This window comes from Lactobacillus delbrueckii subsp. bulgaricus (assembly GCF_046938665.1).
In the GTDB taxonomy this organism is placed as follows: domain Bacteria; phylum Bacillota; class Bacilli; order Lactobacillales; family Lactobacillaceae; genus Lactobacillus; species Lactobacillus delbrueckii_C.
Window position 1 is genome coordinate 1 of record NZ_JBKZCD010000037.1, and the last position, 10,309, is coordinate 10,309.

General features: G+C 49.5%; 7 protein-coding genes and 15 tRNA genes. 2 read left to right on the forward strand and 20 right to left on the reverse strand.

All coding sequences use genetic code 11. The features are described from left to right. Nucleotides 1–260: 260 nt before the first annotated feature. From ACLUXO_RS09735 to argF, 19 genes are all read right to left on the reverse strand, one after another. Nucleotides 261–348, reverse strand: a tRNA-Ser gene (locus ACLUXO_RS09735). A gap of 2 nt (nucleotides 349–350) precedes the next feature. Beyond that, nucleotides 351–424 (reverse strand) — tRNA-Ile (locus ACLUXO_RS09740). A 3-nt stretch (nucleotides 425–427) separates the two neighbouring features. After that, nucleotides 428–498, reverse strand: a tRNA-Gly gene (locus ACLUXO_RS09745). A 14-nt stretch (nucleotides 499–512) separates the two neighbouring features. Continuing rightward, nucleotides 513–585, reverse strand: a tRNA-Phe gene (locus ACLUXO_RS09750). Nucleotides 586–602: 17 nt separating this feature from the next. Continuing rightward, nucleotides 603–676, reverse strand: a tRNA-Met gene (locus tag ACLUXO_RS09755). An 11-nt stretch (nucleotides 677–687) separates the two neighbouring features. Continuing rightward, a tRNA-Ile gene (locus ACLUXO_RS09760) sits at nucleotides 688–761 on the reverse strand. Between the two features lie 12 nt (nucleotides 762–773). After that, nucleotides 774–847, reverse strand: a tRNA-Met gene (locus tag ACLUXO_RS09765). 36 nt (nucleotides 848–883) lie between these two features. Continuing rightward, nucleotides 884–957 (reverse strand) — tRNA-Pro (locus tag ACLUXO_RS09770). 6 nt (nucleotides 958–963) lie between these two features. Further along, nucleotides 964–1,037: transfer RNA gene (locus tag ACLUXO_RS09775), tRNA-Arg, on the reverse strand. Between the two features lie 5 nt (nucleotides 1,038–1,042). Then, nucleotides 1,043–1,128, reverse strand: a tRNA-Leu gene (locus ACLUXO_RS09780). Between the two features lie 15 nt (nucleotides 1,129–1,143). Further along, nucleotides 1,144–1,215 (reverse strand) — tRNA-Gly (locus tag ACLUXO_RS09785). Nucleotides 1,216–1,219: 4 nt separating this feature from the next. Further along, nucleotides 1,220–1,292 (reverse strand) — tRNA-Thr (locus tag ACLUXO_RS09790). Nucleotides 1,293–1,303: 11 nt separating this feature from the next. Further along, a tRNA-Leu gene (locus ACLUXO_RS09795) sits at nucleotides 1,304–1,385 on the reverse strand. Nucleotides 1,386–1,397: 12 nt separating this feature from the next. Then, a tRNA-Lys gene (locus ACLUXO_RS09800) sits at nucleotides 1,398–1,470 on the reverse strand. A gap of 2 nt (nucleotides 1,471–1,472) precedes the next feature. After that, nucleotides 1,473–1,545, reverse strand: a tRNA-Val gene (locus tag ACLUXO_RS09805). A gap of 158 nt (nucleotides 1,546–1,703) precedes the next feature. Then, nucleotides 1,704–3,131: a basic amino acid/polyamine antiporter gene (locus ACLUXO_RS09810; protein ID WP_412137392.1), complete on the reverse strand. Its 1,428-nt coding sequence runs from the start codon at nucleotides 3,129–3,131 to the stop codon at nucleotides 1,704–1,706. Nucleotides 3,132–3,232: 101 nt separating this feature from the next. Then, a complete protein-coding gene (gene arcA, locus ACLUXO_RS09815) occupies nucleotides 3,233–4,456 on the reverse strand; it encodes an arginine deiminase (protein ID WP_412137393.1) in 1,224 nt (407 codons plus the stop codon). A gap of 162 nt (nucleotides 4,457–4,618) precedes the next feature. Further along, nucleotides 4,619–5,548, reverse strand: a complete 930-nt coding sequence (arcC, locus tag ACLUXO_RS09820) for a carbamate kinase (protein ID WP_412137394.1) — start codon at nucleotides 5,546–5,548, stop codon at nucleotides 4,619–4,621. An 18-nt stretch (nucleotides 5,549–5,566) separates the two neighbouring features. Further along, nucleotides 5,567–6,568, reverse strand: coding sequence for an ornithine carbamoyltransferase (gene argF / locus ACLUXO_RS09825; RefSeq protein ID WP_072547691.1), 1,002 nt, complete (start codon nucleotides 6,566–6,568; stop codon nucleotides 5,567–5,569). 309 nt (nucleotides 6,569–6,877) lie between these two features. Between argF and ACLUXO_RS09830 the strand changes: the two genes are divergently transcribed. Together ACLUXO_RS09830 and ACLUXO_RS09835 are read left to right on the forward strand one after the other, a co-directional pair. Then, entirely contained in the window at nucleotides 6,878–7,747 is an 870-nt protein-coding gene (locus tag ACLUXO_RS09830; protein ID WP_412137395.1) for a DNA-binding domain-containing protein, read from the forward strand. Between the two features lie 74 nt (nucleotides 7,748–7,821). Next, nucleotides 7,822–8,541, forward strand: a complete 720-nt coding sequence (locus tag ACLUXO_RS09835) for a B3/B4 domain-containing protein (RefSeq protein ID WP_231549139.1) — start codon at nucleotides 7,822–7,824, stop codon at nucleotides 8,539–8,541. Between the two features lie 68 nt (nucleotides 8,542–8,609). Here ACLUXO_RS09835 and ACLUXO_RS09840 read toward each other — a convergent pair whose 3' ends face one another. Continuing rightward, entirely contained in the window at nucleotides 8,610–10,184 is a 1,575-nt protein-coding gene (locus ACLUXO_RS09840) for an amidohydrolase (protein ID WP_412137396.1), read from the reverse strand. Nucleotides 10,185–10,309: the final 125 nt, after the last annotated feature.

Here is a 10,309-nt window from a genome sequence, read left to right on the forward strand (position 1 = left end):
GCATAAGCACTCTTAAGATGATACTCGCTTAAGCTCATCTTGTCAAGCGGCTTTCTCAATCTTTTCAAAGGCCACTTGCGCCGACGCTCGCGCGTCAACAAATACTAGAATACAGAAAAATTCTGTCTTTGGCAAGTCCTTTTTAGAAAAAAGAGCCACTTTTTACCTTTTCTCCTGCTTCTGCCCTCTCTCCTGCTTGCTTTTAGAGTTAAGCAGCTTTAAGGCACAAAAAAAGAGCTGCGGAACAGCTCTTTATCAGGCGGAGTAAGAGAGATTCGAACTCTCGCGCCAGTTTCCCGGCCTACACCCTTAGCAAGGGCGCCTCTTCAGCCACTTGAGTATTACTCCAATGGGCCTGGATGGACTTGAACCATCGACCTCACGCTTATCAAGCGTGCGCTCTAACCAGCTGAGCTACAGGCCCATAAGCGGGTAACGAGAATCGAACTCGCGACAACAGCTTGGAAGGCTGTGGTTTTACCACTAAACTATACCCGCAAATATTCAATTTATGGCGCGGGACGGAATCGAACCGCCGACACATGGAGCTTCAATCCATTGCTCTACCAACTGAGCTACCGAGCCAGCTTATTTAAAAGCAATTGCGGGAGCTGGATTTGAACCAACGACCTTCGGGTTATGAGCCCGACGAGCTACCAGACTGCTCCATCCCGCGCTGACAAAAAATGGACCTTGTAGGACTCGAACCTACGACAGGACGGTTATGAGCCGTCTGCTCTAACCGACTGAGCTAAAGGTCCAAGTTTACAAAATAGCGGCGGGGGGGATCGAACCCTCGACCTCCCGGGTATGAACCGGACGCTCTAGCCAGCTGAGCTACACCGCCATACTGTAACCAATATGGAAAATATTAAATTACAAATCGGGAAGACAGGATTTGAACCTGCGACCCCCTGGTCCCAAACCAGGTGCTCTACCAAACTGAGCCACTTCCCGGATTTATGCACCCAGTAGGACTTGAACCTACAACCTTCTGATTCGTAGTCAGACACTCTATCCAGTTGCGCTATGGGTGCAAGCATGCCGAAGACCGGGGTCGAACCGGTACGGTTGAAACCAACCGCAGGATTTTAAGTCCTGTGCGTCTGCCAATTCCGCCACTCCGGCATATATATTATAAAAAGCGGAAGACGGGATTCGAACCCGCGACCCCCACCATGGCAAGGTGATGTTCTACCACTGAACTACTTCCGCACAATGCCGATTATACGACTTGAACGTACGACCCCCTGTTTACAAGACAGATGCTCTACCAACTGAGCTAAATCGGCATGATATAAAATACGGGTGGCGGGACTTGAACCCGCACGTCCGAAAACACTAGAACCTAAATCTAGCGCGTCTGCCAATTCCGCCACACCCGCAGATCAGGGCCATGAGTCGTGAGGGACTTGAACCCTCGACCCTCTGATTAAAAGTCAGATGCTCTACCGACTGAGCTAACGACTCGATGGAGGATACAGGGCTCGAACCTGTGACCCTCTGCTTGTAAGGCAGATGCTCTCCCAGCTGAGCTAATCCTCCATATGACTAGTTTACGGCATAGGCCGTAAGCACAAATACTAGTATATCGTATTCAGCCAGGAATGCAAGTCTTTTTTGCCTTTTTTATTTTGAAAAAGCAAGGCAAAACACAAAAAAACAGCGGAAAACCGCTGTTTTGGGAAAGATTTTAAAATCGATTACATAATGTCGATCGTCTTGTTGGCAATCAGAACAATGGACAGAACACAGAGAATTGCGATAACGATAAAGGTGATCTTTTCGTTCTTGTTGAGCTTTCTGCCTTGTTCACGGACGCCTTGGTAGTAAACGATCAAGCCTGGGATGTAACTCAAGGAAACAACCAAGACGTATTGCCAGCCGGCCAAAATCATGCACATGAATTGGAAGAGGGCTGCCAATAAGCCGTAGATCCATTGAGTCCATTCCTTGTTTTCACGGCTGAACTTCATTTGGTACAAGCCGACAAACAGGTATGAGAACAAGATGGCACTTGAGGCCAAAGTGTAACAGAATTCGTAAGCCTTGTCAGTGAAGAGCAAGGAGAAGAGGAAGATGGTCTGCAGGATAGCAGTAGTGAACAGAGCGTTGGTTGGCGCCTTCTTGCTGTTCAGCTTGCCCCAGAACTTAGGAGCAGCACCGTCTTCAGCGATCAAAAGCATGGTTTCTGCTGGCAGCATAGTCCATGACAGCCAGGAAACGATAGTGGAAATGATCAAACCAATGTTAATGACCATCATGCCCCAGTCGCCGACAATCATCTTCAAGTCGCTACCCAAAGCTGGTTGTGCAGCGCTGGCCAATTGAGCCCGGGTAAGTGAGCCGTATGGCAGGATTGAAATCATCATGTAGAAGACCAAAAGCAGGACGAAACCAAGCATGGTTGCTTGTTGCGCTTCCTTCAGGCTCTTGGCACGTGACCCCATGACTGAGGCCCCTTCAACACCGATAAATACCCAGATCAGGGTCATCAAAGTCCCCTTCATCTGTGGCCAAAGGCCGCCAGTAGTGGTCCCCTTGGACAGGTTGTTGGCAACTCTGCCCCAGAAGTCAGCGGTGAACATCCCGCCCTTGAAGGAAACGATGCAGATGATTACAAACATAATCAATGGCACAACCTTGCAGAAAGTACCGATCGTGTTAACGAATGAGGCACTTTCAACACCGTTGTTAACCAAGAAGGTCAAGGCCCAGCAGAAGATGATAGCCACGATGATTGAAGGCAGGTTTGAGCCACCCTTGAAGACCGGAATAAAGGTCCCGATCGCGCTCATCAGCATAGTCGCGAAGGCCAGGTTGCCCAGCCAGGCACTCAGCCAGTAGGCCCAGCCGGAAATGAATTCGCCCAGAGGGCCATAGCCGGCCCCGGCGTAAGCGAAGATACCACCCTTAAGGTCGGATCTCTTCTCAGTCAAATTGTTCAATGACAGAACAAGCATCAAGAAACCAAAGCCAACCAGCAGCCAGGACAAAATCGCGGGCCCTGGCGCAGCAGATCCGGCAATGGAACTGGTAATACCGAAGATCCCAGTCCCGATGGAGGAACTGACGATCAAAGCGGTCAGGCCAACAAGGCCTATCCCGTTTTTGTTTACTTTCTCTTCCATGATTTTTACCTCCCAAATTACTCTTTCCACCTAAAAAGGCGGAGATAGTCCAAGCCCTTGAGCGATAGACCAGCTCCGCGATTTTAGGATCTTAAAACCAATTAGATGTCTTCACGAACAATTGGGCAAGACATGCAACGTGGACCACCACGGCCTCTTGACAATTCGCTTGAGCGAACTTCGTGAACGAGAATCCCGTGTTCTCTCAGCAAAGCGTTGGAGACGTAGTTTCTGTTGTAAGTTACAACTTCACCTGGAGCGATTGCCAAAGTGTTTGAACCGTCGTTCCATTGTTCACGCGGAGCTACGATTGGGTCACCGTTACCAGTTGGGATCAAGTCGATTTCTGACTTGCCCAGTGCCTTCTTCAGCACTTCCTTGATATCAGTGTGGTGTTCGAAGGTTACTTCGCCATCCTTGCCTGGGTGCAGTACCCAGTTGTCAACCTTGCCATCTTCAGTCAAGATGTCCGGGTGAACAGTGAATTGGTCGTAGTTAATCATGGTGAACACCGTGTCAAGGTGCATCATCGCGTGGTTGTGCGGAATTGAGATGGCAATTACAGTGTCGTAGTCAGAGTTTGCGAACAAGCTCTTAGCGATGTCTTGAATTGCGTCAGCAGCAGTCCGTTGTGAAATACCGATGGCTACTACGTGGTCGCTCAATACCAGTTCGTCACCACCTTCGATGTGGCTTGCGTGGTTTCTGTCACGCCATACCTTAACCTTGCCTGCAAAGCGGGCGTTGTACTTCAAGATGTATTCAGTGATCATTGATTCACGCTGACGAGCTGGGAAAGTCATCTTGTTAACTGACATCCCTTCGCCAATTGAAGCTTGCGGGTCACGGGTGAAGTATGCGTTTGGAAGTGGATCCATCAAGAATGGCCATTCAGTGTTTTCAGACACTGCAGCCAAGTCAAGGGTAGTCAATTCCAGGTCGTCTCTGCGGATACCTTCGTAGATTCTGGTTACCAGTTCAGCTGGAGTCAGAGCCTTCAAGTATTCAATCAAGGCGTCATGGGTTACGCCGGCAACAAAGCCAGCTTCTGCTACTTGCCTTTCAATGAATTCGTTTCTGACAGCTTCGTCTGCCAAAGCTTCGGCAGCCAGGTCTTCGGTGTAGATAACTTCGGCACCGTTGTCGCGCAGAGTTTGTGCGAAGAAGTCGTGTTCTTCCTGGGCGATTGGCAGGTATGGAATGTCGTCAAACAAGAGACGTTCCATTGAATCCGGCGTGATGTTTTCGATTTCGCGCCCTGGCCTGTGCAACATAACTGTCTTCAACTTACCAATTTCTGAAGTTACATGAATAGGACTTGTCATGATCTTTACACTCCTATAATTGCTAATTTACCTAATATCCTAATGATTTGTGTGGTTATAAATCGTCAAGTCAACCTACTAACGACTTAACTAACTAGTTGCTCGTAATTTTTAAAGAGAGATTTTTACACAAAATTTAAAGCGGTTGATGAGCTGACGTGCTTATGCGTGGATAACAGTCCCCAACTGTCCAGCAAGAGCAGCGTCTAAGCCTGACAGAGAAGTAATGATGGCTTCTCTTTCCGGGTGGCCTTCAACGAATGACATGCAGGCTTGAACCTTAGGAAGCATGCTGCCGGCCGCGAATTGACCTTCGTCAATGTACTTCTTGGCTTCTTCAACAGAGATGTTTTCCAGGTTCTTTTGGTCTGGCTTGTTGAAGTTGATGGCTACGTAGTCAACAGCGGTCAAAATGATCAGCTTGTCCGCGCCAACATTGTCTGCCAACAATGCGCTGGAGCGGTCCTTGTCGATAACGGCTGGCACGCCCTTGAGCCCTTCTTCGGTCTCAACTACAGGCACCCCGCCGCCACCACCGGCGATAACGAGTTCATTTGCTTCAATCAAGGTCTTGATGCTGTTCAATTCAACGATTCTCTTTGGAGTCGGTGAAGGAACAACCTGCCGCCAGCCGCGGCCAGCGTCTTCCTTGAAGATGTAGCCCTTGTCTTCGGCGATTGAGTCGGCTTCTTCCTTAGTGTAGAAGGCCCCAATCGGCTTAGTTGGGTTTTGGAAGGCGGTGTCAGCCGGGTCAACAACGATCTGCGTTACGATAGTTGCCACGTCCTTGGTCATGCCGCGCTTGCGAAGCTCATTTTGCAGGCTTTGCTGCAGGTGGTAGCCAATGTAGCCCTGGCTCATTGCCCCGCATTCAGGGAACGGGAAGGCCGCGCTTTGGCCATGTTCAGCTGCATAGCTCATGCCCAGGTTGATTTGGCCAACTTGCGGGCCGTTGCCGTGGCTGATAACTACTTCGTTGCCGGCGCTGATCAAACCAATCAGTGAGGAAGCTGTGTTCTTAACCAATTCCAATTGTTCGGCCGGTGACTTGCCGAGGGCGTTACCGCCCAATGCTACAACAACTTTTGACATAAGAGCACCTCTTCTTGATTAGTCGCCCAAGGTAGCAACCATGACAGCCTTGATCGTGTGCATTCTGTTTTCAGCTTCACGGAAGACAACTGAGTGCTTGCTTTCGAAGACTTCGTCAGTTACTTCAAGTTCCTTCAGGCCAAACTTTTCGTAAACTTCGCGGCCAACTTCAGTTTCCAGGTTGTGGAAGGCTGGCAGGCAGTGTTCGAAGATAACGTTAGGGTTTTCAGTAGCCTTAAGAACGTCCATGGTGATTTGGTATGGTGAAAGCAATTCGATCCGCTTCTTCCACTTGTCGTCGGATTCACCCATTGATACCCAAACGTCGCCGTAGATTACGTCCATGCCCTTAACGCCTTCCTTAACGTCGTTTGAAACAACGATCTTGGCGCCAGTTTCCTTAGCGATTGCGTTAGCCTTTGCCAAAGTTTCTTCACTTGGGTTCAGTTCTGGAGGAGTTACAACGTGGTATTCCATACCCATAACTGCGGCACCCAGCATCAAAGCGTTGGATACGTTGTCGTGACCGTCACCAACAAAGGCAAACTTGATGTCCTTGTATTCCTTCTTCAAAACTTCCTTAGCAGTCAAGAAGTCAGCCAGAACTTGCGTTGGGTGGTCAGCGTCAGTCAAACCGTTCCAAACTGGGACACCGGAGTACTTAGCCAAAGTTTCAGCTGCTTCTTGTGAGAAGCCACGGAATTCGATACCGTCGAACATGCCGCCCAATACGCGAGCAGTGTCCTTGACTGATTCCTTGTGGCCGAAGTGTGAGCCGCTTGGCCCAAGGTAAGTTACGTGAGCGCCTTGGTCGTGGGCACCAACTTCGAATGAGCAGCGGGTTCTAGTTGAGTCCTTTTCGAAGATCAAAGCAATGTTCTTGCCCTTCAAGCGAGGTTGTTCAACACCAGCGTACTTGTCCTTCTTCAATTGTTCTGCCAAGTCAAGCAGGTATTCCATTTCACGAGTGTTAAAGTCTGCGAGAGTCAAGTAACTGCGGTTGCGTAAATTAAAAGCCATGATAGCTTCCTCCTGTTTTCTATTGTTTTGTGTTTTTCACTTGTTTACGATTATCATTATAGAAAGCGTTTTCAGTTCACAACAACAAAGAACAAGAAGATTTACTAAAAAAAATCAGCAATCAATTAATTAGTTTTTTCTGAACTGTATAATCGAATTTTTTGAGTGAATAGAAGGCCACTTATACGGCCCTTTGGGTACTTTTCCTCTATTTATACACTTTTTTATATTAAGCTGCCTTTGTGTTAAAATAGGAGCATTGACTCAAGTAACTTCACTTTGCTTCAAAAATGAGGAGAAAATGCAAAAATGTACTTTTATATCACAAACAAAAGCACCAAGAACTTACAACTAATTAGTGACGCCCTGGAGCGGAACTTCGAAAACATCATCGTGGGCCGGTCAACCGACGCCCAAAGGACCTTCGATGATCTCCGCCAGCTTAGAGTTGACGTATTGGTGGTCGACTATGACCTGGCTCCTTTTGACGGCCTGGCTCTCTTAAAGCGGCTCAAGCAGGCCAACATCCTGCCCCGGGTGATCATGACGGCCAATACCCCGTCAGAATCCTTGATTACAGCCGCCTACCAGAACGGCTGTGATTTTTTTATCCACCACCAGCTCAATTCTGAAGAGATTGCCCATATTTCCAAAATCATCAGCACTACCCTGCAGCTTTTGAGCAACATGCGGGTGATTAGCGAGCTCTCCGGCAGCTTGAACAATCCATATGGCCGCCAGCAAACCACCCACCGGCAGCAAATCGACCACGTGACTGACACCCTGCGCTTTTTGGGCATTGCATCAGAAAAAGGCTATGATGACATCATGAAAATTATCCGCTTGATGGTCGACAAGGACATGAGCTTTGACCAGATTGACCTGGAAGAAAGCTTCGGCATCAGCAGCCGGGAGAAAAAGGTCATCTACCAGCGCATCCGCCGGACCCTGCACATCGGGATCGTCAACCTGGCCACCATGTGCATCGACTACCCGGACAATGAAATGCTGCTGGACTATGCCAACAACCTCTTTGAATACCAAAACATCCACGTGGAAATGCAGCACCAAAACGGCAAGGAGCTGGAGCGGGGGCAGATTTCTCTGCAGCACTTTTTTGACGGCCTCCTTCAGGAAAGCTACCGGGTCAAGCGGGACAGCAACAACGAGCTCTGGTAAGGAGCTTTCTGCTTGTAGTACAATTGGATAGTAAGAAAAAACTTATCTCTTTTATATAGAAAGAAAGGCGCAACATGTTAGAAAAAGTTACCGTTGACCCAAGTTTTTGGGAACTCTTCCCTGACGCGCAAGTAAACATCATGCTCGTCAGCGGCATCGACAACCACGACACTGATGACAATTTGGCCCGCCGGCGCAAGCTGCTCAGAGAAGGCAGCGACAAGGCGGAAGACTTCCTGGGTGCCGCAGCTTTTGCCAAGAACCCGGTTGTTGCTGAATGGCGGCAAGCCTACCAGCAATTCAAAAAGAAGAAAGGCGTCCGGGCTTCCATCGAAGCGCTCTTGAAGCGGATTGACAAGGGCGAGGACTTGCACCCGATTTCACCATTGGTTGACGTCTACAATTCAGTTTCCCTGGCTCATGGTGTCCCAATCGGCATCGAAGACCAAGATAAATTGGCCGGCACCATGCACCTGGGCCAAGTCCACGAAGGCCTGCCCTTCCAGCCAGTCGGCGCTGACAAGGACGAACCGACCCTTGAAGGGGAAGTTGCCTGGTATGACGACCAAGGTGCCGTTTGCCGCTGCCTCAACTGGCGGGATGCCCAAAGAACCATGCTGGATGAAGATTCAACTAAGGGCGTAATCGTAATTGAATCCGTCAACGCTGACCAGGCCCAGCGGGCTAACGAAGCTATGAGCGACTTGGAAGAACTTTTGGAAGAATTCTTCGGCATCAAGCCGGACAAGTCCGTCATCTTGACCAAGGACGCGCCAAGCGTGGACGTTGACTAAAAAGTTATTAATACAAGAAAAAGTCTTACCCGTCACAGGTAAGACTTTTTTCGATTGACTAAAATATTTTACTTCTTTTCCTGGCTCCAGACCTTTTCCCCGCCAATCCAAGTCGATGCCGGCTTAACCTTGGCTAAGTCCTCTGCCTTTTGACTGAAGATGTCTCTGTCCAAGATGACAAAGTCGGCGTCCTTGCCCGGGGTCAAGGTCCCGTTATTAACAAAGCCGCCCATCTTGGCCGCGTCTCTGGTATAAGCCAGGATGGCCCGGGCTACTGGGATACCTTCATCTTCATTAATAAAACCGCCTGCTGCCGTGTGCCGGGTCACTGCCGCGTAGATTCCGTAAAAAGGACTGTCCGGTTCCGCCCATGGGGTGCATGGGGCATCTGAACTGAGGCTAAAAAGAATATTTTCTTTGTCTAAGCTCTTGATCCGGTAGGCCATTTTCAGCTGGTCCGCTGACAAAAACTGCCGGTAGGAATCTTCTTCGGCGAAGAAGAAGATCGGCTGGGTGGAAACAGCCAGGCCAACTTTTGCCCCCTTCAGCTCCTTGAGCATGGAGTCGGATAAAAGTGAAGCGTGCTCGATTCTGACTGACGGCTGACCTTCAAGCCAAGGATCCAGATCCTGGCAAACGTCGATCACCCGCTGAATAGCCGCGTCGCCCATGGCGTGAACCGCGACCTGCAGCTTATGTTCTCGGGCATAAGCAATAATTTCCCGCAAACGGTCCTCACTGGTTAATGCCACGCCCTTTTTGCCAGATGGGAAGGCATCCTTCATCAAGGCCGTTTCACCGGAAATGCTGCCGTCCATGAAGACTTTGAGCCCGGCCACCCGCAGGCGGTCACTCTTTTCGATTTCCAAAGGACCAGCAACTTCATCAGCTACGTAATAGATAGCTGACTTAGGCTTAAAGCCTTGCTTATAGGCATCTTGGTACAAGGAAAGCGTGGCATAGGGGTGCAGCCGCCCCATCATTTCCCCGATGGCCACCAAGCCGTTTTCCAGGTAGTGGCTGGATGACTTGACCAGGTTGGCCACGTCATTTGCGTAAGACAAGGCAGATTTAGCCCGGATCAACAGCTGGCTGGCCGCGACTTCCCGCATGAAGCCAGTTGGCCGGCCGGAAGCGTCTTTTTCAATCTTCCCGCCCGCCGGGTCCGGCGTATGCTCATCAATTCCTGCTAATTCCAGAGCCCGGGAGTTGCCCACTGAAGAGTGGCAGTCAGACCGGTACAAGAAGATCGGCTGGGTAGTTGATACCTGGTCCAGGTCATCTCTGGTCGGGCTCCGGTGTTCAGCCAGCTTGCTTTCGTCAAAGCCCCAGCCCTCAATCCAGACGTCAGGCCCCTGGCCATATTCCGGAGTATGGCGGAGGGCTTCCTGCATTTCGCTAATACTGTTAACCAAAGGCGGGGTGCAGGCTGCCCCATGCAAGGCGTCAGCAATATACTTGGGGTGGGTGTGGTTGTCGATCAGACCTGGCAGGACGGTTTGTCCCTGAAGATCAATGATTTCACCCCGGCCTTTTTCTCCAATAGCCACGATCTTACCGTCATCAACCGTGATTGAATCGGTAAAGGCCGTCTCGTTTTCCCCGGTAAAAATTTTCCCGTTTACAAAAGTTCGGCAGTTCATCTTTTTCTCCTGTTTTCCTATTAATCCTAATTCGTTTTATTAAACGCTTACAATTTTATTCTACTCAGAAAGCAGGCAAATAACAGTCAAAATTAGGCAAATAGAAAAACAAAATAAAAAACAAG

What these genes read in the sequence shown, in the direction of transcription:
- argF (WP_072547691.1), bottom strand. Translation starts at nt 6,568, where the DNA reads ATGGCTTTTAATTTACGCAACCGCAGTTACTTGACTCTCGCAGACTTT.
- arcC (WP_412137394.1), bottom strand. Translation starts at nt 5,548, where the DNA reads ATGTCAAAAGTTGTTGTAGCATTGGGCGGTAACGCCCTCGGCAAGTCA.
- ACLUXO_RS09840 (WP_412137396.1), bottom strand. Translation starts at nt 10,184, where the DNA reads ATGAACTGCCGAACTTTTGTAAACGGGAAAATTTTTACCGGGGAAAAC.
- arcA (WP_412137393.1), bottom strand. Translation starts at nt 4,456, where the DNA reads ATGACAAGTCCTATTCATGTAACTTCAGAAATTGGTAAGTTGAAGACA.
- ACLUXO_RS09810 (WP_412137392.1), bottom strand. Translation starts at nt 3,131, where the DNA reads ATGGAAGAGAAAGTAAACAAAAACGGGATAGGCCTTGTTGGCCTGACC.
- ACLUXO_RS09830 (WP_412137395.1), top strand. Translation starts at nt 6,878, where the DNA reads ATGTACTTTTATATCACAAACAAAAGCACCAAGAACTTACAACTAATT.
- ACLUXO_RS09835 (WP_231549139.1), top strand. Translation starts at nt 7,822, where the DNA reads ATGTTAGAAAAAGTTACCGTTGACCCAAGTTTTTGGGAACTCTTCCCT.